General features: G+C 42.7%; 30 protein-coding genes and 1 pseudogene. 8 read left to right on the top strand and 23 right to left on the bottom strand.

The window, feature by feature from the left end:
• The 19 genes from rplR to FTU83_RS02445 all read right to left on the bottom strand — a co-directional run bounded on the left by rplR (nucleotide 1) and on the right by FTU83_RS02445 (nucleotide 9,013).
• Complete coding sequence (rplR, locus tag FTU83_RS02535) at nucleotides 1-351, bottom strand: 50S ribosomal protein L18 (RefSeq protein ID WP_067762903.1); 351 nt, start codon at nucleotides 349-351, stop codon at nucleotides 1-3.
• Between the two features lie 14 nt (nucleotides 352-365).
• Entirely contained in the window at nucleotides 366-899 is a 534-nt protein-coding gene (rplF, locus tag FTU83_RS02530; RefSeq protein WP_078189272.1) for a 50S ribosomal protein L6, read from the bottom strand.
• 13 nt (nucleotides 900-912) lie between these two features.
• Complete coding sequence (rpsH, locus tag FTU83_RS02525) at nucleotides 913-1,308, bottom strand: 30S ribosomal protein S8 (protein WP_078189273.1); 396 nt, start codon at nucleotides 1,306-1,308, stop codon at nucleotides 913-915.
• A gap of 12 nt (nucleotides 1,309-1,320) precedes the next feature.
• Complete coding sequence (gene rpsN, locus FTU83_RS02520; protein ID WP_067762906.1) at nucleotides 1,321-1,626, bottom strand: 30S ribosomal protein S14; 306 nt, start codon at nucleotides 1,624-1,626, stop codon at nucleotides 1,321-1,323.
• 9 nt (nucleotides 1,627-1,635) lie between these two features.
• Complete coding sequence (rplE, locus tag FTU83_RS02515) at nucleotides 1,636-2,172, bottom strand: 50S ribosomal protein L5 (protein WP_067762907.1); 537 nt, start codon at nucleotides 2,170-2,172, stop codon at nucleotides 1,636-1,638.
• Between the two features lie 15 nt (nucleotides 2,173-2,187).
• Nucleotides 2,188-2,505 carry a 50S ribosomal protein L24 gene (rplX, locus tag FTU83_RS02510; protein ID WP_078189274.1) on the bottom strand — a complete coding sequence of 106 codons (318 nt, stop codon included), beginning with the start codon at nucleotides 2,503-2,505 and terminating at the stop codon, nucleotides 2,188-2,190.
• A gap of 9 nt (nucleotides 2,506-2,514) precedes the next feature.
• Nucleotides 2,515-2,883, bottom strand: coding sequence for a 50S ribosomal protein L14 (rplN, locus tag FTU83_RS02505; protein WP_005012978.1), 369 nt, complete (start codon nucleotides 2,881-2,883; stop codon nucleotides 2,515-2,517).
• An 89-nt stretch (nucleotides 2,884-2,972) separates the two neighbouring features.
• Entirely contained in the window at nucleotides 2,973-3,230 is a 258-nt protein-coding gene (rpsQ, locus tag FTU83_RS02500; RefSeq protein WP_078189275.1) for a 30S ribosomal protein S17, read from the bottom strand.
• Nucleotides 3,227-3,424 carry a 50S ribosomal protein L29 gene (rpmC, locus tag FTU83_RS02495; protein WP_005012982.1) on the bottom strand — a complete coding sequence of 66 codons (198 nt, stop codon included), beginning with the start codon at nucleotides 3,422-3,424 and terminating at the stop codon, nucleotides 3,227-3,229. The genes rpsQ and rpmC overlap by 4 nt, the downstream gene beginning before the upstream one ends.
• Nucleotides 3,424-3,837, bottom strand: a complete 414-nt coding sequence (gene rplP / locus FTU83_RS02490; RefSeq protein ID WP_078189276.1) for a 50S ribosomal protein L16 — start codon at nucleotides 3,835-3,837, stop codon at nucleotides 3,424-3,426. The genes rpmC and rplP overlap by 1 nt, the downstream gene beginning before the upstream one ends.
• A 3-nt stretch (nucleotides 3,838-3,840) precedes the next feature.
• Nucleotides 3,841-4,593 (bottom strand): 30S ribosomal protein S3, encoded by a 753-nt coding sequence (gene rpsC / locus FTU83_RS02485; RefSeq protein WP_078189277.1) that lies wholly within the window; start codon nucleotides 4,591-4,593, stop codon nucleotides 3,841-3,843.
• A gap of 1 nt (nucleotide 4,594) precedes the next feature.
• Nucleotides 4,595-4,924, bottom strand: a complete 330-nt coding sequence (gene rplV, locus FTU83_RS02480; protein ID WP_035265103.1) for a 50S ribosomal protein L22 — start codon at nucleotides 4,922-4,924, stop codon at nucleotides 4,595-4,597.
• An 11-nt stretch (nucleotides 4,925-4,935) separates the two neighbouring features.
• Nucleotides 4,936-5,211, bottom strand: a complete 276-nt coding sequence (rpsS, locus tag FTU83_RS02475) for a 30S ribosomal protein S19 (protein WP_004281508.1) — start codon at nucleotides 5,209-5,211, stop codon at nucleotides 4,936-4,938.
• Between the two features lie 19 nt (nucleotides 5,212-5,230).
• Nucleotides 5,231-6,055 carry a 50S ribosomal protein L2 gene (gene rplB, locus FTU83_RS02470; RefSeq protein ID WP_078189278.1) on the bottom strand — a complete coding sequence of 275 codons (825 nt, stop codon included), beginning with the start codon at nucleotides 6,053-6,055 and terminating at the stop codon, nucleotides 5,231-5,233.
• Nucleotides 6,056-6,066: 11 nt separating this feature from the next.
• On the bottom strand, nucleotides 6,067-6,387 hold the full coding sequence (gene rplW / locus FTU83_RS02465; RefSeq protein ID WP_005012992.1) for a 50S ribosomal protein L23: 321 nt from the start codon (nucleotides 6,385-6,387) through the stop codon (nucleotides 6,067-6,069).
• The gene (rplD, locus tag FTU83_RS02460) at nucleotides 6,384-6,986 is read right to left on the bottom strand and encodes a 50S ribosomal protein L4 (protein WP_078189279.1); all 603 of its coding nucleotides are present in this window, start codon (nucleotides 6,984-6,986) and stop codon (nucleotides 6,384-6,386) included. The genes rplW and rplD overlap by 4 nt, the downstream gene beginning before the upstream one ends.
• An 11-nt stretch (nucleotides 6,987-6,997) precedes the next feature.
• Nucleotides 6,998-7,636, bottom strand: a complete 639-nt coding sequence (rplC, locus tag FTU83_RS02455; protein ID WP_078189280.1) for a 50S ribosomal protein L3 — start codon at nucleotides 7,634-7,636, stop codon at nucleotides 6,998-7,000.
• A gap of 59 nt (nucleotides 7,637-7,695) precedes the next feature.
• Nucleotides 7,696-8,007, bottom strand: a complete 312-nt coding sequence (gene rpsJ, locus FTU83_RS02450; protein WP_000070912.1) for a 30S ribosomal protein S10 — start codon at nucleotides 8,005-8,007, stop codon at nucleotides 7,696-7,698.
• Between the two features lie 268 nt (nucleotides 8,008-8,275).
• Complete coding sequence (locus FTU83_RS02445; protein ID WP_078189281.1) at nucleotides 8,276-9,013, bottom strand: type 1 glutamine amidotransferase; 738 nt, start codon at nucleotides 9,011-9,013, stop codon at nucleotides 8,276-8,278.
• A 158-nt stretch (nucleotides 9,014-9,171) separates the two neighbouring features.
• Here FTU83_RS02445 and FTU83_RS02440 point away from each other — a divergent pair, with 158 nt between their 5' ends.
• From FTU83_RS02440 to FTU83_RS02410, 7 genes and pseudogenes are all read left to right on the top strand, one after another.
• Nucleotides 9,172-10,374 (top strand): PLP-dependent transferase, encoded by a 1,203-nt coding sequence (locus tag FTU83_RS02440; protein WP_180105596.1) that lies wholly within the window; start codon nucleotides 9,172-9,174, stop codon nucleotides 10,372-10,374.
• Between the two features lie 14 nt (nucleotides 10,375-10,388).
• The gene (locus FTU83_RS02435) at nucleotides 10,389-11,972 is read left to right on the top strand and encodes a helicase HerA-like domain-containing protein (RefSeq protein ID WP_180105597.1); all 1,584 of its coding nucleotides are present in this window, start codon (nucleotides 10,389-10,391) and stop codon (nucleotides 11,970-11,972) included.
• Between the two features lie 150 nt (nucleotides 11,973-12,122).
• The gene (gene hmpA / locus FTU83_RS02430) at nucleotides 12,123-13,331 is read left to right on the top strand and encodes an NO-inducible flavohemoprotein (RefSeq protein ID WP_078192460.1); all 1,209 of its coding nucleotides are present in this window, start codon (nucleotides 12,123-12,125) and stop codon (nucleotides 13,329-13,331) included.
• 86 nt (nucleotides 13,332-13,417) lie between these two features.
• The gene (locus tag FTU83_RS02425) at nucleotides 13,418-13,861 is read left to right on the top strand and encodes an Rrf2 family transcriptional regulator (RefSeq protein ID WP_078192461.1); all 444 of its coding nucleotides are present in this window, start codon (nucleotides 13,418-13,420) and stop codon (nucleotides 13,859-13,861) included.
• Between the two features lie 85 nt (nucleotides 13,862-13,946).
• The gene (yihA, locus tag FTU83_RS02420; protein ID WP_180105598.1) at nucleotides 13,947-14,807 is read left to right on the top strand and encodes a ribosome biogenesis GTP-binding protein YihA/YsxC; all 861 of its coding nucleotides are present in this window, start codon (nucleotides 13,947-13,949) and stop codon (nucleotides 14,805-14,807) included.
• 157 nt (nucleotides 14,808-14,964) lie between these two features.
• A pseudogene (locus FTU83_RS02415) lies at nucleotides 14,965-15,907 on the top strand (metal-dependent hydrolase).
• A 219-nt stretch (nucleotides 15,908-16,126) separates the two neighbouring features.
• Nucleotides 16,127-16,552 carry a VOC family protein gene (locus FTU83_RS02410; RefSeq protein WP_180105599.1) on the top strand — a complete coding sequence of 142 codons (426 nt, stop codon included), beginning with the start codon at nucleotides 16,127-16,129 and terminating at the stop codon, nucleotides 16,550-16,552.
• Here the strand turns inward: FTU83_RS02410 and FTU83_RS02405 are convergent.
• A complete protein-coding gene (locus FTU83_RS02405; protein WP_180105600.1) occupies nucleotides 16,549-17,808 on the bottom strand; it encodes a dicarboxylate/amino acid:cation symporter in 1,260 nt (419 codons plus the stop codon). The two genes, FTU83_RS02410 and FTU83_RS02405, sit on opposite strands and share 4 nt — an antisense overlap.
• Nucleotides 17,809-18,056: 248 nt before the next feature.
• Nucleotides 18,057-18,929 carry an acyl-CoA thioesterase II gene (locus tag FTU83_RS02400; protein WP_180010518.1) on the bottom strand — a complete coding sequence of 291 codons (873 nt, stop codon included), beginning with the start codon at nucleotides 18,927-18,929 and terminating at the stop codon, nucleotides 18,057-18,059.
• A gap of 287 nt (nucleotides 18,930-19,216) precedes the next feature.
• On the opposite strand from FTU83_RS02400, the gene plsB reads away from it, so the two are divergent.
• Nucleotides 19,217-21,790 (top strand): glycerol-3-phosphate 1-O-acyltransferase PlsB, encoded by a 2,574-nt coding sequence (plsB, locus tag FTU83_RS02395; RefSeq protein ID WP_180105601.1) that lies wholly within the window; start codon nucleotides 19,217-19,219, stop codon nucleotides 21,788-21,790.
• 86 nt (nucleotides 21,791-21,876) lie between these two features.
• Here the strand turns inward: plsB and FTU83_RS02390 are convergent, their stop codons facing one another.
• Both FTU83_RS02390 and FTU83_RS02385 read right to left on the bottom strand, forming a co-directional pair.
• Entirely contained in the window at nucleotides 21,877-22,473 is a 597-nt protein-coding gene (locus tag FTU83_RS02390) for a methyltransferase domain-containing protein (protein WP_180105602.1), read from the bottom strand.
• A 151-nt stretch (nucleotides 22,474-22,624) separates the two neighbouring features.
• Nucleotides 22,625-23,404, bottom strand: a complete 780-nt coding sequence (locus FTU83_RS02385) for an NAD-dependent epimerase/dehydratase family protein (RefSeq protein WP_180105603.1) — start codon at nucleotides 23,402-23,404, stop codon at nucleotides 22,625-22,627.
• Nucleotides 23,405-23,408 lie beyond the last annotated feature (4 nt).

Below are 23,408 nucleotides of genomic sequence, written 5' to 3'. Positions count from 1 at the left end.
TTAGAACTCCAAGCCGTTTTCACGAGCAGCATCAGCCAAGGCTTTGATACGACCATGATATTTGAAACCAGAACGGTCAAATGCAACTTTAGTTACACCAGCCGCTTTAGCACGTTCTGCAATTAAAGCACCAACTTTCTGAGCCGATTCAACGTTACCAGTAGTACCAGCACGTAGAGTAGCGTCTAAAGTAGAAGCTTGCGCTAATACTTTGCCACCATCTGCAGAGATAACTTGAGCATAGATGTGACGCGGAGTGCGGTTTACACACAAACGAGTCGCACCCAATGCACGGATGTGCAAGCGTGTGCTTTTCGCACGACGCAAACGGGATTGTTTCTTTTCGTTCATAAGAACCTCGCGCCTTATTTCTTCTTAGCTTCTTTACGAAGTACAACTTCGTCAGAATAACGAACACCTTTACCTTTATAAGGCTCTGGCGGACGGTAACCACGGATTTCTGCAGCAACTTGACCTAATTTAGCTTTATCAGCAGATTTAAGTACAATTTCAGTTGCAGTAGGAGTTTCTGCAGTTACACCTTCAGGAAGGTTGTAGTCGATCGGGTGAGAGAAACCAAGGTTAAGGTTAACAATGTTACCTTTAACCGCAGCTTTATAACCAACACCGATAAGCTGTAACTTACGTTCGAAACCTTCGTTAACACCTTTTACAAGGTTGTTAAGCACAGCGCGAGCAGTACCAGCTTGCATCCAAGCATCTTTAGATTCAGCTTTAGGAGCAATAACTAGAGTACCGTCTTCCTGTTTTAGCTCGACCAGCGCATGCAGGTTGAAAGACAATGTACCTTTGCTGCCTTTCACTTCGACCTGCCGGCCGTTCTGAGTAACTGTAACACCGTTAGGTACAGTTACTGGGGCTTTAGCCACACGAGACATGAGGAATCACCTATTAAGAAACAAAAGCAATAACTTCACCACCGATACCTGCAGCACGTGCAGCGCGATCAGTCATGATGCCTTTGCTTGTAGAAACAATTGCAATACCTAAACCTTGCTTAACGCTAGGAAGTGCATCTTTACCGCGATATTGACGCAGACCAGGACGGCTTACGCGTTTCACAGTATCGATAACTGGTTTGCCTTCGAAATATTTTAAAGTAATCGTTAAAGTCGCTTTGCCTTCATTGTCAGCAACAGCTACATCAGCGATATAACCTTCTTGTTGAAGTACGTTAGCAATCGCAACTTTCAACTTTGAGTTTGGCATAGAAACAGTTTGTTTCTTTGCCATTTGTGCGTTACGAACACGTGTTAGCATGTCGGCAACGGTATCTTGCATACTCATTTATAGTGCTCCTTACCAGCTTGCCTTAACAACGCCCGGTACATCACCTTGCATTACTGTTTCACGTAATTTGTTACGGCTTAAGCCGAACTTACGGAAGTAACCATGAGGACGACCAGTTAAACCACAACGGTTACGTAGACGTACTGGAGACGCATTACGTGGTAATGCTTGAAATTTCATCATCGCTTCGAAACGTTCTTCGTCTGATGCATTAACGTTTGCGATAATTGCTTTTAATTCAGCACGTTTCGCAGCGTATTTAGCAACAGTAGCTTCGCGTTTCAATTCGCGATTAATCATACCTTTCTTAGCCATATCGACCTCTTATTTGAACGGGAAGCCGAATGCACGCATAAGCGCACGGCCTTCGTCATCGGTGCGAGCAGTCGTAGTGATGGTAATGTCCATACCACGAATACGATCAATCTTATCAAAATCGATTTCAGGGAACATGATTTGTTCCTTAAGACCCATTGAGTAGTTACCACGACCATCGAATGATTTCGCAGAGAAACCACGGAAGTCACGGATACGAGGGATCGCGATAGAGATCAAACGGTCTAAGAATTCGTACATACGTTCGCCGCGTAAAGTAACTTTACAGCCGATCGGCCAACCATCACGGATTTTGAAACCAGCGATAGATTTACGAGCTAAAGTAAGTACTGGTTTTTGACCAGCAATTGCTTGCATATCAGAAAGAGCGCCATCTAACAATTTCTTGTCAGCTGATGCAGCACCAACACCCATGTTGATGGTGATTTTTGTAATGCGAGGAATATCCATCACATTCTTAACGCCCAATGTTTCTTTTAATTGAGCCTTAAGTTCGTCGTTGTAACGCGTTTTAAGTCTGGCCATTGCCTAGTCAACCTATTACTTCGCTACCGCCACTGATTCACCATTAGATTTGAATACGCGAGTTTTCACGCCTTCAATCACTTGGTAACCAACACGGTCAGCCTTTTGGGTTGTAGCATTAAAAATTGCCACGTTAGAGATATGAAGCTCAGCTTCTTGAGTTACGATGCCGCCTTCAGCGCCAGTAGCTCGGTTAGGCTTTTGATGCTTCGTTACCAAGTTAAGGCCTTCAACCTTAACACGGTCATTTGAAACAGACAAAACAGTACCTTGTTTGCCTTTTTCTTTACCTGCGATCACAATTACTTGATCGCCCTTTTTAATCTTAGCCATGAGTGCCTCTTATAGAACTTCAGGAGCCAATGAAATAATTTTCATGAACTGTTCAGTACGAAGTTCACGAGTCACTGGTCCGAAAATACGAGTTGCAATCGGCGCTTTGTTGTTGTTCAAAATAACAGCTGCGTTATCGTCGAAACGAATAACTGAACCATCTGCACGACGGATGCCGAATTTTGTACGTACAACTACAGCATTCATCACGTCACCTTTTTTAACACGTGCGCGTGGAATAGCTTCTTTTACAGTAACTTTAATAATGTCGCCAACAGAAGCATAACGACGATGTGAACCACCAAGTACTTTAATACATTGTACGCGGCGAGCACCACTGTTGTCTGCTACGTCGAGCATACTTTCGGTTTGAATCATTGCCCTACTCCAAAACCGAGCATCACCGGTCGCAATTTCGAAAGGCTCAAAGAGTACTCGAAATTGACCGATGATGCAAGAACGTTTAATTACTCAGCAGCAGCTTCAACAACTTCAACTAAAGTCCAAGACTTAGTTTTAGAAATTGGGCGGCTTTCTTTGATGCTTACTACGTCGCCAACTTTAGCAACATTGTTTTCATCATGAGCGTGTAATTTAGTTGAACGGCGGATTGATTTGCCATACAACGGGTGTTGAACGCGGCGTTCGATAAGAACAACGATAGACTTGTCCATCTTGTCGCTAACTACTTTACCGGTTAACGTGCGAACTGTTTGTTCACTCATTGTCCGTTCCCCTGTTTTTCGGTAAGGAGGGTCTTAATACGAGCAATTGTCTTACGAGTAAGCGCAACTTCGTGCGATTTACCCAATTGACCAGTTGCTTTCGCCATACGAAGACGGAATTGGTTAAGCTGTTGCTCATCAAGCAAAGCTGTCAACTCTTCTACCGACTTTTCACGTAGATCATTAGTTTTCATTACATTACCGTCCGAGTCACGATAGTGGTTTTAAACGGAAGTTTTGCTGCAGCAAGCGTAAACGCTTCGCGAGCAAGTTCTTCGTTAACACCATCAATTTCGTACAAGACTTTACCTGGTTTGATTTGGCAAACCCAGTATTCCACAGAACCTTTACCTTTACCCATACGAACTTCTAATGGTTTTTCAGTAATTGGTTTGTCTGGGAAAACACGGATAAAGATCTTACCACCACGTTTAATACGACGGCTGATTGTACGACGCGCTGCTTCAATTTGACGTGCAGTCATTTGACCACGTTCAATTGATTTAAGTGCAATAGTACCAAAAGATACTGAGCTACCGCGATGTGCTAGACCAGTGTTACGGCCTTTTTGCACTTTACGGAATTTAGTACGTTTAGGTTGTAACATGGATTATTCTCCTTTTTCAGCAGAACGATCATTGCGACGACCACGACGCTCTTGACCTTCACCACGACCACGACCACGTTTAGCTGGACGTTCTTCAGCTGGAGCTGGGTTCATGACTTGTTTCATGCCACCCAAGATCTCACCACGGAAGATCCATACTTTAACGCCGATCGTACCGTAAGTAGTCTCAGCACGCATAGTAGCATAGTCGATGTCAGCACGAAGAGTATGAAGAGGTACACGACCTTCACGATACCATTCAGTACGAGCAATCTCAGCACCACCTAGACGGCCTGAAACTTCTACTTTGATACCTTTAGCACCAGCACGCATAGAGTTTTGAACCGCACGCTTCATAGCACGACGGAACATTACACGTTTTTCTAATTGAGAAGCGATTGCTTCAGCAACTAAACGAGCGTCTAAATCTGGGCGATCGATTTCGTTGATACTTACTTGCGCAGGAACACCCATAATGGCTGTTAATTCGCGTTGTAATTTCTCAATGTCTTCGCCTTTTTTACCGATCACGATACCAGGACGTGCAGTGCTAATAGTTACTTTAGCTGCGCCTGTAGGGCGTTCGATAAGAATATTGCTTACCATCGCATTCTTAAGTTTTTTAGTTAAAAACTCACGAACTTGAAGATCTTTTAGCAAATATTCAGCATATTGTTTCGGATTCGCATACCAGTTAGCGTTATGACGTTTCACAACACCTAGGCGGATACCGATTGGATGAACCTTCTGACCCATATCAAACCCCTACCTTAACGGTAATGTGACAAGTACGCTTAGTAATACGATCTGCACGGCCTTTAGCACGTGGCAAAATACGTTTCAGGCTCATGCCTTCATCAACGTAGATCGTAGAAACTTTAAGGTCGTCTACATCTAAACTGTTATTGTGTTCAGCGTTTGCAATCGCAGATTCCAATGCTTTTTTAACTAAAACTGCAGCTTTTTTGTTGCTGAAGTTTAAGATATTTAAAGCATGCGCAACAGATTTGCCGCGAATTAGGTCTGCAACCAAACGTGCTTTTTGTGCCGAGATAGCGGCACCGCGTAATTTAGCAGTTACTTCCATCATAGCACCTATTAACGTTTAGACTTCTTGTCAACACCGTGACCACGATAGGTACGAGTTGGCGCGAATTCACCTAATTTATGACCAACCATATGCTCAGATACAATCACTGGAACATGGTTACGGCCATTGTGTACAGAAATTGTTAGACCAACAAAATCCGGTAAGATCATCGAACGACGCGACCAAGTTTTGATCGGCTTACGGTTATTAGCCGCGATAGCCGCTTCAACCTTAGCGAACAAGTGCGCATCGACGAATGGGCCTTTTTTCAGAGAACGAGGCATTGTCAGATTCCTTTACTTGTTACTTAACGCGACGGTCGCGAATGATCATCTTAGTCGTACGCTTGTTGGTACGTGTTTTGTACCCTTTAGCTTTTTGACCCCATGGACTTACAGGTTGAATACCTTTGTTACGTCCTTCACCACCACCATGTGGATGGTCTACTGGGTTCATCGCCATACCACGTACGGTAGGACGAACGCCACGCCAGCGTGATGCACCTGCTTTACCAAGTGAACGAAGGTTGCTTTCTGAGTTAGAAACTTCACCTAACACAGCACGGCATTCAACGTGTACTTTACGCATTTCGCCTGAACGAAGACGAATGATAGCGTAAGAACCGTCACGACCCAACAATTGAGCAGATGTACCAGCAGAACGTACTAATTGTGCGCCTTTACCGATTTTAAGCTCGATGTTGTGAAGAGTAGAACCGATAGGCATGTTGCGAAGTGGCAAGCAGTTACCTGGACGGATTGGAGCATCGTTACCAGATTGAACTTGATCACCAGCGCGAAGGCCTTTAGGTGCAATAATATAGCGACGTTCACCGTCAGCATATTTCAATAAAGCAATATGAGCTGTACGGTTTGGATCGTATTCAATACGCTCAACTACAGCAGGGATGCTGTCTTTGTTACGTTTGAAGTCTACGATACGGTAGTGCTGTTTATGACCACCACCAACGTGACGAGTTGTAATGTGACCGTTGTTATTACGACCGCCAGTACGTTTTTTAGCTTCAACCAACGGAGCATATGGCGCGCCTTTGTGAAGGTGGTTATGAACCACTTTCTCTACAAAGCGACGTCCTGGAGACGTTGGCTTACATTTTTGAATCGGCATAATTTTCGTCCTTATTCCGCTGCGTTTTCAGCGGTATCGCCCAAGTCAGCCATTTCAACATCTTGGCCAGCTTTCAGGGTGACGTATGCTTTTTTAACATCAGAACGACGTCCTAATGTTTTACCAAAGCGTTTAGTCTTACCTTTAGTGATCGTTGTGTTAACTTTAACAACTTGAACACCAAATAGTTGCTCAACAGCTTTTTTGATCTCAAGTTTGTTTGCATCTAGTGCAACTTTGAACACTTGAACACCAGCAGTTTCGCCTAAAACTTGTGCTTTTTCTGAGAATACAGGTCCTTGTAGGACTTGATAGATACGTTCGTTGTTCATCCGAGTTCTACCTCAATTTTCTTAGCAGCAGCAACAGACATAACAACTTTATCGAACGCGATCAAGCTAACAGGATCGATTGCAGCAGCATCAACCACATCAACGTGTGGAATGTTGCGAGCAGCAAGATACAAGTTCTCATCAACAGCATCTGTAACGATTAATGCACGAGGTGCATTCAAGTCGTTAAGTTTTGCAAGCAATTCTTTAGTTTTTGGAGCTGCAACAGCAATCTCTTCAACTAAAACAAGGCGATCTTGACGAACAAGCTCAGCCAGGATGCATTGCATAGCACCGCGATACATTTTACGGTTTACTTTTTGAGACCAGTCTTGTGGACGAGCAGCAAAAGTTTTACCACCGCCAACCCAGATTGGGCTACGAATAGAACCAGCACGAGCGCGGCCAGTACCTTTTTGACGGAAAGGTTTTTTACCACCGCCAGAAACGTCAGCACGTGATTTTTGCGCTTTAGAACCTTGACGACCACCAGCTAAGTAAGCTGTAACAACTTGGTGTACAAGAGCTTCGTTAAAATCACGACCAAACGCAACTTCAGATAACTCAACAGCAGAGCCGGAAACAGTATTTAAATTCACGTTATTTCCCCTCAGGCCTTGATAGTAGGACGAACAGTAACGTCGCCACCAGTAGCACCAGGAACCGCGCCTTTAACAACTAGAACTGAACGTTCTGCGTCGATAGCAACGATTTCAAGACCCTGTGTAGTTACACGTTCAGCACCTAAGTGACCAGGCATTTTTTTGCCTTTGAACACGCGACCAGGAGTCTGGTTTTGACCTGTAGAACCGATAACACGGTGAGATACAGAGTTACCATGTGTAGCGTCTTGAGTACGGAAGTTCCAACGCTTAACACCACCCTGGAAACCTTTACCTTTAGATGTACCAGTAACGTCAACAATTTGACCCACTGTGAACACATCCACACCGATAGTTCCGCCAACTTCACGACCTTCAAGATCAGCTTCTGTAGCGCGGAATTCTTGAACTAGACGACCAGCAGCTACACCAGCTTTCGCAAAGTGACCTTTCTGAGCGTTAGTTACGCGAGATTCGCGACGTTCACCAGTAGTGATTTGAATCGCTTGATAACCATCAGTTTCAAGCGTTTTGATTTGTGTGATGCGGTTAGGATCAACCTCAATCACTGTTACAGGTACAGAAACACCAGCATCTGTAAAGATACGTGTCATACCGCACTTGCGACCGACTAAACCAATAGCCATGTGCATAAACCTCTAAAAAAGCGGCCTAATTAACTTAGAGCGTTAATTAACCGAAAGCCTTAACCCAAAGCGATCTGAACATCAACACCAGCTGCAAGATCTAACTTCATCAATGCATCAACAGTTTTATCTGTAGGTTGAACGATGTCGATCAAACGTTTGTAAGTGCGGATCTCGTATTGGTCACGCGCATCTTTGTTAACGTGTGGTGATGTTAAAACGTTAAAACGTTCGATACGTGTAGGCATCGGGATTGGACCACAAACTTGTGCGCCAGTACGTTTTGCTGTTTCTACGATTTCTTGAGCTGATTGATCAATTAGACGGTGATCAAAAGACTTAAGACGGATACGAATTCTCTGGTTAGACATACCAGTTAACTCCAAGCCAAATATATAAAGAATCACCCTTGACGCATCTCACCCCACTTTAAAAGAGGCAAGTGTCAAGAGCAGTGAAATATCACTAAGGTCACGATCGATGCCGCGACTGTCACGATGTTAACTACTTTATTCGTAGCTAACCCCCTTCATCAAAGGGTCGCCCATTATAGCTATTGTTTAATGCATAAGCAAATGTCTTTTGCTGTTTTTCTTATATTTTTCATTTTTTATGCAAGATCAATTGCTTAACTTTTAATCAATAGGCATTTTTTCTTAATACATACTCTATTGCTTGGTTTAGTATTTGATTTCCCTCAATAAATTTGTTTTTTGCGCTTTTCCGTAGATCATGTACTGGCTGTACATGTGTTCCTGAAAAAAATGCCACTTCTTCATCATTTTCCAAAAATAAATCGAGTACTTCCGGGGTAATTTCAGGATGAAATTGGAAGCCCAAAACATTTTGCCCGATTTGATACATTTGATTACGACATGCATCATTTTCTGCCAGTAATACCGCTCCTTTCGGAATTTCAAATGTTTCACTGTGCCACTGCATGACTTTAAACTCTTCAGGTAGTTTGAAACAGTCATGCGGTACGTTAGCGACCTTACGGATGGTCGTCCAACCCAATTCTTGTTGTGCATTTCGACTCACCGCACCACCCAAGGCATTGGCAATCAATTGCCCACCTAAACAAAGCCCAATTGCGGGTTTACCGAGTGCTAAATAGCGTCGCAGCCACCGTTTTTCTATTTTTAACCATGGGAAATTTGCCTCATCATTTACACTCATGGTCCCACCCATAATGATAAGTAAATCGACATCTTCAACATGCGGCAAAGCCTCGAGATCCAAGGCTTGATCGACCGGTAATGCAAAGAATTCTGTGGCCGTAATTTTGGCCTGATGCTGTTTTAAAAATTCATAACAACTGCCGAACCCTTCGCCAGCAATATGCTGAAAATAATGTACTTTTAAATGCGACTTCATGCGCTAAACCTATTGTTGTTGCTCTGATATCGGTTTTGCAAGAATGAAGCCAACTTTGCTTTTCACTTAATTTTCTATACAAAAGCATCGTAAATCCATGCGTTTTAGTCGTATTCTTTTGAACATTCATTATTATTTTGATCATTTCAGAGCGCCACGTGAAAAAGAATCCTCAAACCGAACTCATTCATGCACCAAGAAAGGCACCGCAATACATCAATAGTGTTCAACCTCCCCTGTTTCGTGCATCCACTATAATTTTCGAAAATACAGATGCGCTATTTAATCGCCATTGGACCGATGATTATGACTATAGCTATGGCACGCATGGTACCCCCACGACATTTACCCTAGGCGATCAGATTGCTCAGATTGAAGGTGGCTTGTATCACTTACTCACACCAAGCGGTTTATCTGCAATTAATTTGGTCAATTCATGTTTTTTAAGTCAAGGGGATGAAGTGTGGGTCGCAGATAATATCTATGGCCCAAATATGGAACATCTACGCAACCTAGAAACCCGCTACAGTATCGTGGTCAAGGTTTATAACCCGATTGATGTCAACTCATTCACACCTTCAGCGCAAGCCAAGCTTATTTGGTTAGAAGCTGCTGGATCTGTCACTTTAGAGTTTCCAGATTTAGTCGGCTTGGTCAAAAAAGCCCAAGCGCAGAACATGCTCACTGCACTGGACAATACTTGGGGAGCAGGACTTGCCTTTAATGCTTTTGATTTCAGTGCTGAGCATCTGAGTGTCGATATCAGTGTACATGCCTTGACCAAATACCCAAGTGGCGGCGGGGATATTTTGATGGGTTCGGTAATTACACGAGATAAAAAGCTTCATCACAAACTGTTTCGTGCGCACGCCATTCAAGGCATTAGTATCTCTGGTGATGACGCCGCGCAAGTACAACGCAGTCTGGCTTCTATGCGCCTTCGCTATGAACACCAGTCACAAAGTGCTTTAACTTTATTAAATTGGCTAAAACAGCAACCAGCCTTTGTACAGGTTTTACATCCTGCTGATGAAGCTTCCGCAGGACATCAGTATTGGAAAGAAATTTGTACAGAACAACACAGTGCCGGCTTGGTCAGCGTGGTATTTAATGAAAAATATAGCTTGCAAGATGTACGCCGCTTTTGCGATGCGCTGAAACTCTTTAAGCTTGGTTTTAGCTGGGGTGGCCCAGTCAGTTTAGTCATGCTATATAACTTAAAAGATATGCGTGTACTCGAACATTCACATATTCAAGCCGGCTTACTGGTTCGCTTTTGTATAGGACTAGAACATCCTGCAGATTTAATACAAGATATAGAAAACGCACTACAACATTTAAATAAACAGCAACTCGAATAAATACAGGAACATCTATGGGTACACCAATTATTATTGGCAAAAAAACACAAGACACCACACAAGATGTGGTGCTTCATTCACAATTTGCAAACCGCCATGGTTTGATTGCTGGGGCCACAGGTACTGGTAAGACGGTGACGTTGAAGGTGTTGGCAGAAAGTTTTTCTCGGCTGGGTGTACCTGTATTTTTAGCCGATGCCAAAGGGGATGTTTCTAGCCTTGCCAAAGCAGGTGAAAGCAATCCTAAGTTTGACGAACGAATTAAAAGTTTAAATATCGGGAGCATTCCTTTTGCTGCCTCCCCTGTGGTGTTTTGGGATTTGTTTGGTGAACAAGGACATCCCATTCGCACCACCATTTCTGAAATTGGTCCACTTCTCCTTGCCCGAATTCTGAATTTAAACGACACGCAAGAAGGCGTGTTATCTGCGGTCTTTCGTATTGCCGATGATCAGGGCTTATTGCTCATCGACTTTAAAGACTTAAAAGCCATGATCAGCTACGTCAGTGAACATGCAGCAGAATTTAAAAATGAATATGGCAATTTATCACCTGCAAGCTTAGGTGCAATTCAACGTAATTTGCTCGCATTGGCCGATCAAGGTGGTGACAAGTTTTTTGGTGAGCCTGCGCTCAATATCATGGATTTCATTCAAACGGATGCACAAGGTCGCGGCAACATCAACCTGCTCGCCGCCGACAAGTTAATGAATACCCCTAAGCTCTATGCGACTTTTTTACTTTGGATGCTGTCAGAACTGTTTGAACAATTGCCCGAAGTTGGAGATATGGATAAACCCAAACTGGTGTTCTTCTTTGATGAAGCGCATTTATTGTTTGATAATGCCAGCCCTGCTTTACAAGAAAAGATTGAACAAGTGGTTCGTCTGATTCGCTCTAAAGGGGTCGGCATTTACTTTGTAACGCAAAATCCACTTGACCTACCTGAGAGTGTTTTAGGACAACTGGGTAACCGTGTTCAACATGCGCTACGTGCATTTACCCCCAAAGATCAGAAAGCTGTTAAGACGGCAGCAGATACTTTCCGAGCCAATCCTGCGTTTAAAGTCGATCAAGTGATTACGGAACTGGCTGTAGGTGAAGCACTGATCAGCTGTCTAGATGAACAAGGCACACCTCAAATTGTTGAACGTGCTTGGGTGATGCCACCCTACTCTTCATTTAGCCCAATTGCTGTAGAAGAACGCAAAGCTCTGATGGCAAATAGCGTTGTCGCAGGTGTGTATGACACCGAAGCAGATCGTGAAAGTGCCTATGAACTTTTACAAAATAAAGTGGCGGAGCGCCAACAACAAGCCGTCCAAGCGGAACAAGATAAAATAGAAGCCAAAGAGCAAGAAGCCTTGGCCAAACAAAAAGCCAAGGAAGCGGATGCACTCGCTAAACAGCAAGCGCGTGAACAAGAACGCCTTGCACGCGAACAACAAAAAGACGCTGAGCGCTCAGCCAAACAACGTGAAAAACTGATTCAAGACACTGTAGGAACTTTTGCAAAAAGTGCAGCACGCAGCTTGGGTGGGTCGACAGGTCAGAAAATTATCCGTGGCCTCTTAGGTTCTCTCTTCGGCAAGAAATAATCTAAAAGCCCAATTAAAAAGTACAAATTTATGGAATCTTTTTATATTCCATAATTTTTTTATGGTTTTTACTAAAACATGTATTGCGCGGATGTATTTAAAAATGTATTTTAAATACATCTTATAAATAACAGCCATGAGAGATCAGCTATGACTCCGCAGCAAATTGACCTAGTAAAAGCTACTGTTCCTGTTCTACGTGAAAATGGTGTCGCGCTGACTGGTTACTTCTATAATCGTATGTTGGGCAATAACCCTGACCTCAAAGAAACCTTTAACATGGGACATCAGCGCAGCGGTGCTCAGGCACAAGCCTTGGCGGGTGCTGTATTGGCTTATGCTGAAAATATTGAGGACCCATCTGTACTTTTACCAGTTGTAGAATTAATTGCGCATAAACATGTGAGTCTTAACATTCAAGCGCCAGACTATAATATTGTCGGCGAAAATTTGCTGCACTCGATCAGTGAAGTATTAAGCATTTCAATGGAAGATCCACTGATTGCCGCTTGGGCAGCAGCATATGGACAATTGGCAGACTTGTTTATCAGCACTGAAAAAGCGATTTATGAGCAACATCAGCAAACTAAAGGCAGTTGGTTAGGTTGGCGTAATTTCAAAATCGCGAAAAAAGTGGCTGAAAGTGATGAAATCACCTCATTCTACCTTGAGCCTTCTGATGGTGGTGATTTACCAAAATATGAAGCAGGTCAGTACATCTCTGTACGTGTATTGGTCGATGAGCTGGGTCTAAAACAGCCACGTCAATATACACTGTCGACCAGCCCGCAAGACAACTACTTACGTATCTCTGTAAAACGTGAAGATCAGAAAGGTGACTTGGTTCCAGGTTGGGTATCGAATACACTGCATGGCTTGGAGATCGGTTCAGAAATCGAAGTGTCTGCACCAACAGGTAATTTCTTCCTGATTGATTCACAAAAACGCAATGTCTTTATCAGTGGTGGTGTAGGTCTAACACCAATGATTGCGATGCTGAATCAGTTGGTGACTTTAGACATGCCACAACCTGTAACCTTTATCCATGCCTGCCGTAGCAAACAAGTGCATGCAATGCATAAACACATTCAGGATTTGGAAGCAAAATACCCACGTCTTAGCACCTTTACAGCCTATGAGTTCCCTCATGCTAATGATAAATTAGGTGAAGATTATGATGCTGCTGGTCGTCTAGACTTAGGCAGCATGGATACTGCACTGTTACCGATCAATGCGGATTATTACCTTTGCGGTCCAATGCCATTTATGGCTGAACAACAGAAAGCTTTAATTGCTCGTGGTATTCCTGCTAGCAATATTCACAGCGAAGCTTTCGGCACTGGTGGTGTAAAACACTAACTAAGCTATTCACCTGAAATACAAAGGGTTAGTTTAGTTATGCTAGACTAGCCCTTATTTATTTCTCTCAGACTCACAGTATTATCATGCAACTCAATAAATTCACCGATTATGCATTACGCATTTTGCTCTATATCGCACGTCCTCGTGATGTGCCTTATAACATTGCTGAAATTGCAGAAGACCTGCACGTTTCGCGTAATCACTTGGTGAAAATTGTGCATTTTATGGCAAAGCAAAACTGGTTAATCACCAGCCGCGGCAAAGGTGGCGGCATCCGCCTTAACCCTGAAGCACTTGAGGCTCAGCTCGGTCAAATCGTACGGATTTTGCAAGGTAATCACCAGATTGTTGAATGCAATGACCCACCCTGCGTACTGCGCAGTCAGTGTGGTTTAAAAAGCATTTTAGACCAAGCTTTAGAACAGTTTTATCAAAGTCTCGATCAGTACAAACTTGCCGATGTCTTGCAACCAAGCAGCGCATCTAAATTTACAACACAATCTCCGATTCAAATGATCAATCTCTAATTTCACTTTGCCTGCGACAAAATTCGCTTGCCTGCCCGACTTCCTTTATAATACGTGTTGTTAAATCAGTTATTGAAGTTGGGTTATGCATCAGCACAGAGGAAAATCACGAAACAGTAAAGCGGCCAATGCGCCGAAGCAAAAGATTACTTATGAGAAAAAAGTAGACTCTGCGATTACTGAATATGCTGTGCGCTCGCTCAACTGGCTACGCAAAGCTGAGTTCTTAATGAGTGCGCCTAAACTCAACCTCTGCGTTGAAGATACCGGCTATGAAATTGCCTTTGCTGGCCGCTCCAATGCGGGTAAGTCGAGTGCCATTAATGCGCTCACTAACCAAAAACAATTGGCTCGTGCATCGAAAAAACCGGGTCGTACCCAAATGATCAACTTTTTCAGTCTAGGAAATCCTGATCAACGTTTGGTCGACTTACCGGGTTATGGCTATGCCGCTGTACCTGAAGCGATGAAAATCGTGTGGCAAAAAGAGTTAGAAAACTACCTGATACACCGTGAAAGTTTACAAGGCCTTGTGCTGCTGATGGATATCCGTCATCCACTACAACACTTTGACGTCATGATGTTGGAATGGGCACATTCACGTAAATTGTTCGTACATGTACTGCTCACCAAATCAGATAAATTAAACCGTGGCCCAGCCTCTAAATCACTACAAGAAGTGAAAGCAGCATTGAAAAAAATGAAGCTGAACTTCTCTATTCAACTGTTCTCATCATTGAATAAACAAGGTTTAGAAGAGTTAGCGAGTGTCATGGCGGGTCGTCTCAACTTCACCTTAGAACAATCCACAGAGTTTGATCTTAATAGCATTCCTGAAGCATCGGAAGATGATATTGAAATCAATGCAGACGCGGAAGCATTCGATGACTTCGATACAACATCTGAAGATTTACCCCAAGCTGAAGACAAAAATTCAGACCACTAATCGAGTAATGTTAAAGTCAGTATAAAGATGATTGTCTGACAAAAAGTATCATCTGAAGATAATGAAATGTCCTGTATTGCTAATCACAATGCAGGATTTTTTTTGGATACTGAATACATCAGATGTGTACTCGATCACATAAAAACAAGGATAGGTCATGAAATTACTCTCCCGCTTGAGAAACACAAAACTTGGATCGTCAATCGAATATAAAATTAAGCCACGCAAAGTGAAATTTGAGTGGCAAGATACTCAAGTTGACTGGGTGCCTAACCAACCTTTTGTCAGCTATTTTATTAATGAAATTAATATGATCTTACCGGCTGGTGAGTTTTGGTTTTGCCGTCTGTATAACAAAGTATTGCCACAAATTAGAGATGAAAAACTAGCCAAGGACGTTAAAGCATTTATCCGCCAAGAAGCCATGCATGCTCAGGCGCATAACTCTGCCAATAAAGAATATCTATCTCAGCGCAATATCAGTATTCAACGCAACCTTGAAATCATGGACTTCCTCTTTGGCAAACTGCTTGCGGACCAACCTTTAGGGCTCAACGTTCCCAAAGCTTTAGATCATCAATGGGATCTCTTTCGTTTAGGGGTGATTGCAACGGTTGAGCACATGACCTGTGTACTAGGCAAATATGCTTTATATAATAAAGAGTGGGAACGCCTCGGTGCCGATCCGAATATGCTCGATCTAGTAAAATGGCATGGTGCAGAAGAAATAGAGCATCGTACCGTGGCTTTTGATTTGTATCGTCATCTCGGTGGGGGCTATATTTCTCGCTATTATCAAAGTGTGATCGTGATTGCTGCCGTACTTGGTCTATGGGTCGATGGTGCTGCACATATCATGCAGCAAGACTCGCGCTATGCATCGATTAAACCTGCCGTATATAAACCGTGGATTTGGCGTGAATGGGCGCGTATCGCGCAAAAAGACAATCGCTTATTGCCACATACTTTGGTTAGTGTCGCAGCAATTGGGGTATTTAATGCCTTGGTACGATCCTGTGCATGAAGCAAAAACGGAAGATGCGATTGCATACCTCGACAACTCTCCTGCTGCAAAACGTGCCGCACTGAAAGTTGCATAAACACCATTTAAAATCTGTATTAAGCAGGGTTCGCCCTGCTTTTTTTGTGCTCACATCCATTACGCTCCGTTTTTTATTGCGCAATCAACACACTCAAGATGGAAAAGGTCATAAGTTCAAGGTTTAAAGTACATTTATTCCAAGTTCCCTATTCTCTTTAAAATGTATTTATACTCAGTCTCATCCTAAAATAAAAATACATCGTTCAGGAGCATCTCCATGCACGCTCACATCTCCGTCATTACACTGGCCGTGAAAGATTTACACGCTGCATTCGCGTTTTATCAGGAGGGTTTAGGTCTAAATAGCGCAGGGATTATTGGGACTGAATTTGAACATGGTGCTGTGGCATTTTTTGATTTACAACACGGTTTAAAGCTCGCACTCTGGCCGCAAGATAGCCTGAGTCATGACACCGGAATCAGTACATCAGCGTTTTGTCCAACTCAAATGTCTCTTGGACATAACGTCAACAGTACCGCAGCCGTCGATCAAATCATGCAACAAGCCCAACGCGCAGGTGCAAAAACAATTAAGCCCGCACAGCCCACGTTTTACGGTGGTTATGCAGGCTATTTTCAAGACTTAGATGGGCATCTGTGGGAGATCGTCTACAACCCACATTTTAGCTGTCTATCTGCTTAATTCGACAACGCTGGTTCATCTACATCTCGCGTATGACGATCCACCACCACACTAATCATCATATCACCCTGTACGTTCACCACAGTCCGTACCGTATCCAATAGACGATCGATCGGCAGCAATATCGCAATGGCTTCTGCAGGAAGCCCAACCGATTGTAAAACCATAATCATTGTCACCATTCCAGCACTTGGAATGCCCGGTGCGCCGAGTGACGCAATCATGGCGGTTGCACAGACAATTAACTGCTGACCCAAGGTTAAATCTAAGCCCATCAAGTTAGCAATAAATAACGCAGCAGCAGCTTCATACAACGCTGTACCATCCATATTTAACTGTGTGCCCAATGGAATCACAAAACCTGCTGTTTGAGGACGTACGCCTAAATTTTCCTGCGCACATTTCATCGACAGTGGCATCGTTGCTGAACTTGAACTGGTTGCAAAAGCAGTGATTAAGGCAGCTCGTGTTCCTCTAAAAAATGCCAGTGGACTCATTTTCCCAAAAATCCAAAGCAACAGAGGTAACACCACTGCCCCATGGAAAATCGTGGTCCCTGTGACTACGGCAGCAAACTCCGCGAGGCGACTCAACACCGAAATATCTTCGGTAGCAATCAATTTAGCCAATAATGCAAAAATACCAATCGGTGCAAGCTTCATCACCCAACCGATGATCATCATCATGATGTCAAAAAATTGCTGACTGAGCTTTCTCACACTTCGAAATTTTTCACCGCCTTTGACCAAGGCCACACCTAAAAATAGGGAAAACACCACAACTGCGAGTACGTTGCCATCACTAAAGGCTTTAAACGGATTGATCAGTGTATTTTGAATAAAATTGGTAAAGAATGAACCTGCTGTGAGGGTGTCAGGACTCTGATGTTGTTGTATTGCATCTTGGAACATGACGATGTCCACGCCCTGCCCAACTTTAAAAATATGCGCACATGCTAGACCCAAGATCAGTGCCAAAGCCGTGGTGGTGACACAGCAAGCTAAGGTAATTTTCCACGTACGACTCAGCTGACCACCCGCTTGTAAATTCGATACCCCCACCACAATCGAACTAAAGATCAGCGGAACCAAGATCATTTTCAGCAAGCCAATAAAAATACTACTGGCAATCCCCAGGCCATACAGGCTGGCGGATAAAAACTGCGTCTCTGGAAACTGAATTAATAAAAAGCCAAATGCCACACCCAATATTGCGGCAATTAAAATCTGCGTATTTAAGCTCATTGTGCCTTGCATTTATCATCCTTTATTCAGGCACTATGCCATGCGCCCCACTGGGAATCGAGGAATTTTTTGTCACATGTACTGCTGCATTTCTGCAAAGCCCGAATTCAGCTCCATTCAACGTGTACCGTACCCCTAACTAGATAGCCCGAATCCGCGAGTAGCTTCATACCAAATATTGACGGACATAAAAAACCGAATCAGAAGATTCGGTTTTTTGAGTATTCACCATGTACGACTTAACACATAGTGCTCAAAGCTTACTGGGTTTCAATTTCGCGTAAACGGATCAAGCCTTCTTGTGTCGTACTACAGACCAACTCACCGTTTTGCCACATGCGACCGAAATTTAGACCACGTGAACTAGCACTGACCGTGGCATCCATGTCATAAAGCATCCATTCATCCACACGGAATGGCTTATGGAAATACATGGCATGGTCAATACTTGCACACTGTAAACTTGGTGATAAATAACTTAAACCATGTGGACGTAGTGCAGTCGTCATCAATGTAAAATCTGAATAGAATGCTGCAATGGCCTGATGTAAAGAGATGTCATCAACATCGGCTGCAATCGTGTCATGGGTACGAATATAGTGTGCATACGATGGCGCAGCAGGCTGCGGTTGGTACGGGTTTTGTGGATCAATCGGGCGAATTTCTACGTGACGGTCGCGCATAAAAGACGCACGGACGTTTTCAGGGACAAACTCCACCATCATTCGTTTTAGCTCAGCTTCAGATTTTAAATCTTCGACGGCTGGATATTCTGGCTCTGCAACTTGGTAGTTCAACCCGTCTTCTTGCTCTGCAAATGACACCATACACATAAAAATGGTTTTACCATGTTGAATCGCACGAACCTGACGACTCACAAAACTGCGTCCATCGCGAATACGATCCACTTCATAAATGATTGGTGCATTGATATCACCGCCAAATAAGAAATAGGCATGTAAAGAATGAGCAGGTCGATCTGTCGTATAAGATGCCGCACGTAGCGCCTGACCTAAAACCTGTCCGCCAAAGACACGTTTCCCGACCAAATTTCGGCTTTGCCCACGAAAAATATTTTCTTCTAATTTTTCAAGGCTGAGTAAATCAACCAACTCTTGTGTTAAGGCATTCATAACAAACCTATCTATCATTCGGGATTAAGCTAACGCAGGCAACATCAACAGATGTTTAAATATATTTTCCATTTTGCCATAAATCCAGACTAAAACCCTAAAGATTCGCTGACTGATCTGTCACCTTGCTGATGCAATATAACTGCTAAAAATACGTTTTTTAACGATAAAATCTTACAATATCTATGCAATTTGTCAGAAAATGACATACAGTTTTTAAGTACAATTATGCAGAATAGATTCCCCTCAGAATCTCTGTGGTTTGGTCATGAAAAGTAGGAGTTTGTATGTCCAAGAGCGGCTTTGGTCAGATGTATCGAAAGCTTTCGAGTAAACTGCTTGACCTTGTGGTAACACCGCATGTTTTAGGTGAAGTCCCTGTAGAACCTGTAGTGACTGAAACCGATACAGATACCGGCGTACAGACAACGAAAATTACCTGCTACGTTCTGCAAAATCATTCACGGAGTAATGCTTTAATTGTCGATGGTGAAACCCGTCGTTTAAAGCTACACCCTGCACTCGACCCAATGACTGTGGGTACGCAAACAGAAAAAGCCTCTGTGATGTTTTTACAACATCATGATGAAGACAACTTACTCAATCCACCGCCACATGCCTTTCCACCTCGTTTATTGCGTTTAATTGAGGTTTTGGAAAAAAATCCTGATGCGGATGTTGAGCTCGTTCCTGTAACCGTGCTGTGGGGTCGTGAACCCGATAAAGAAGATTCTTGGTTTAAATTATTATTTACCGATACATGGTCTACACCAAGCAAAGTGAAGCAGTTGGTCAATATTGGTTTGCACGGTCGTCAATCGTACCTTGAATTCCATGAACCACAGTCTTTGCGTCGTTTGGTTGAATATGCCAAAACTACACATCCAAACTTGTCACCTGCGACTTATATTGTCAGCACACTGAATGATTATTTAGATGCACAGCGTGAAGTAGTTTTGGGGCCGGATTTATCTGACCGTCGTAATGTGATGCACGGCCTGATCAAATCTACGGATGTGCAAGATGCGATTCGTCGTGAAAGCATTCGCAGTAAAATCAGTATGGTTGAAGCTGAACGTCGTGCGATTGGTTATTTAAATGAAATCGTTTCTGACTATTCAGCCTCAACGGTTCGTTTTGCTGACTTAGCCCTGACTCGTCTATGGACACAGCTTTATGATGGCGTCGAAGTGCATAACTTCAGTACCGTTCGTGAACTGGCCAAAGACTACGAGATCATTTACACCCCATGTCATCGTAGCCATATCGACTATTTATTATTGTCATATGTGATCTATAAGCGTGGTTTGATGGTGCCGTACATTGCTGCGGGTGATAACTTGAACATGCCATTTGTCGGGCAAATTTTACGTGGCGGCGGCGCGTTCTTTATTCGTCGTTCATTCCGTGGCAATGGTCTCTACACCACCGTATTTAAAGAATACCTCTACAGTATTTTGGCGCGTAATACACCGCTTGAATACTTCATCGAAGGTGGGCGTTCACGTACTGGTCGTTTATTACCACCGAAGACCGGCATGCTCGCCATGACTGTCCATGGTCATTTACGTAATCCAGCCAAACCGATCGTGTTCTTACCGACCTATATTGGTTATGAGCGTTTAATGGAAGGTGCGACCTACGTTGGTGAAATGAATGGTAAGCCAAAAGAAGGCGAATCAATCATCGGGATTATGAAAACACTGCGTAAGATCGAACGTATTTTCGGTAAAGTTCATTTGAACTTTGGTGAGCCGGTTTTCCTTGATGATATGTTGAAACAGCATAATGCAAGCAACATCAAAATCGAGAAAAATGACGACCCAATTCCGCCAGAAGTTTCGGATGCCATTAACAGTTCTGCACACGTGATTTTAGAAAATATTAACCGTGCAGCAGTGGTGAACCCAGTTTCATTGCTTTCACTGATTTTATTGGCAACATCTAAACACACTTTAGATGAAGAGATTTGCATTAAGCAGTTAGATACCTATCGCGATCTTTTAAATGCCTTACCTTACGATGAGCGCATGCAAGTAACACCGCTGTCAGGTAAAGAAATCATTGCTTATGGTTTAAAACTCAAGCTGATCAAACGTGTTAATCATGTCCTTGGCGATATTATTGCCATTGCTGATAATCAAGCGGTGCTGTTAACCTACTTCCGTAACAACATCCTGCACGCATTTATTTTGCCATCACTCATTGCCGCTTTGGTTGAACATAATGGTTCTATTCGCCGTGGTGATTTAATTAATGTCATTCGTACACTGTATCCGTTCTTAAAAGCTGAGTTATTCCTTAAATGGAATGATGAAGAACTTAAAGATCAAATCTGTGCGTATGCTGAAGTACTGATCAAAGCCAAGCTAATTTCTGAAGATGCAGAAGGCAACCTGATCTCCCCTGCGCCTAACTCAGAGCAGCACAATCAGTTAGTGGTCTTGGCTGCACCTGTGATGCAAAGTCTAGAGCGTTACTACATGACTTTGGCTTTAATCACACAACGTGGTTCAGGCAACATCTCAACCCGTCAGGTTGAAGAACTCAGCCACTTGGTTGGTCAACGTCTGTCTGTGTTGTATGAATTTAACTCGCCAGAGTTCTTTGATAAGGCATTGTTCCAAAGCTTTATTAAAGTCTTAACCCAACAAGGTTATATCAGTACCAATGAAAACAACGCCATTGTGTTTGATGAAAATTTCCAAAATGTTGCGCAATATGCCAACCTCGTTTTGGATGATGTGACACTGCAAATGTTGCAACACATTACGACCTTTAGTGATGAAGAGTTAAAAGAAGCACTTGATAAAGTGGCTGCTGAACAAGCCAAAAAACGCTTGAAACGTAAGAAGAAATAAACCGTTCTGATTTTTTCGCCATAAAAGCGGAAGAAGATGAGCAAAATCAGGGACAAGTTGTAAAAAGCTTGTCTCTATTTTTTGGACTATACAAAAGTATTTAATATTTTCTTTTTTAAAATTAAAGTATGTATATTCCAAAATTTTGGAGTTCCATTGGCTAGTGGTTTATTGCCTTTAAATTCATCGATATAAATAATATCAAAGTCCGCATCAAACAATTGTTTAAGTTCTTCCTGTTCAAAACCTATAAATTTTTCAGAAAAATTATTTACCCAATCATCATCTTTTCCTAACAGTTGTATGAGTAAGATGCCTTGCTCACCTAAGGATTCCTGCATTTTCTTTAAAACACTTTCAAGCGAATCCGTAGAACAAAAAAATAAACTGAATAAAGCAATAATTAAACTAGCTTTAGGAAAGCTATAGTCTTCAAAGGCCTGATTAGAAAATAAAAAATTCTTATTGTCTTTAAATTTACTTAGACAGATATTTTTAGCTTCAACAGTTGGATCAAATGCATATACTTTAAAATGATGACGGAGTAGAAATGATGATTCATTTCCTGCACCACAACCACAATCAATCGCGATCTTTGGTAAATTCTCAAAATAACTCAAAGCTTTTTCCAAAATCGGTCTATGGGGTAGATTCTGAGTAAGTTCAGCAAATGATTTTGTCATTATTTAATTTTTAGCCTTTGAGATCCATTCGAAAATTTGAACAACCCATGTTGTAAAATACCTATCTTATTCATTTATAGAATTTTTTTTAATACTCACAAAGCTGCACTGAAATTTATACGTCACACCAATTTTACACTACACATCACAATCAATCGTGCGCCAACTTAAAACCACTCTCCATCATCCGCGTTGCATAAAGCTTTTTCCCTGTTTCTGCTTCGCTCTCTAAAACCAATTCGGGTAAATGCATAGCTCTTTGCAATTCCAAGATTCGCTCATGCAAGGGTTGAGGTTGATTATTAGTACAAATATATGATTTTTCATGATGTTCCACGTGAAGTAGATGACACAGAAATTTTGCCAAATCATCGATATGTATTCGATTTGACCAATGGATATTGGGATAGCGATGAGTCGTTTCTGCCAGTTTCTGCATTCGTGTTGTCGATGTGCCATAAATCCCAGATGGACGTACAATCACGCATTCGGTAGGAAATGCTTGTGAGTAGCGATGCTCCATTTCGCGTAACAACATCCCCTGCTCATCGATCGGTTGTGGCACAGTGTCATCATCAATGCGCTCCCCCGCATGCTCACCATAGACACGAGTGGACGACACCACGATTAAACGTTGTATTGGATGATGTGCTAATGCTTGAACAATTGGCTGTACAGAATCGACATAAGTGTGTCGGTAAACATCCACAGCATTGCATTGAGCATGACGTGCAGGAGCCAAAAGAACATAGACAGCATCAATCGGTTGAACCTGCGACAAATCCAGTTGGTGAATATCTTGGATTAAATGTTCTGCAAAATCATCCTCTTTCGCACTACGACTCACTGTGGTAATTTGGTGACCTTGCTGAAATAATTGTTTAGCAACACGTTGCGATGTTTTACCATAACCGATAAATAGAATATGCATCAAA

Source organism: Acinetobacter sp. YH12152 (genome assembly GCF_013418285.1).
GTDB lineage: Bacteria > Pseudomonadota > Gammaproteobacteria > Pseudomonadales > Moraxellaceae > Acinetobacter > Acinetobacter amyesii.
Note: the sequence above shows the minus strand (reverse complement) of the source record. Positions and strands in the feature narration are given on the sequence as shown.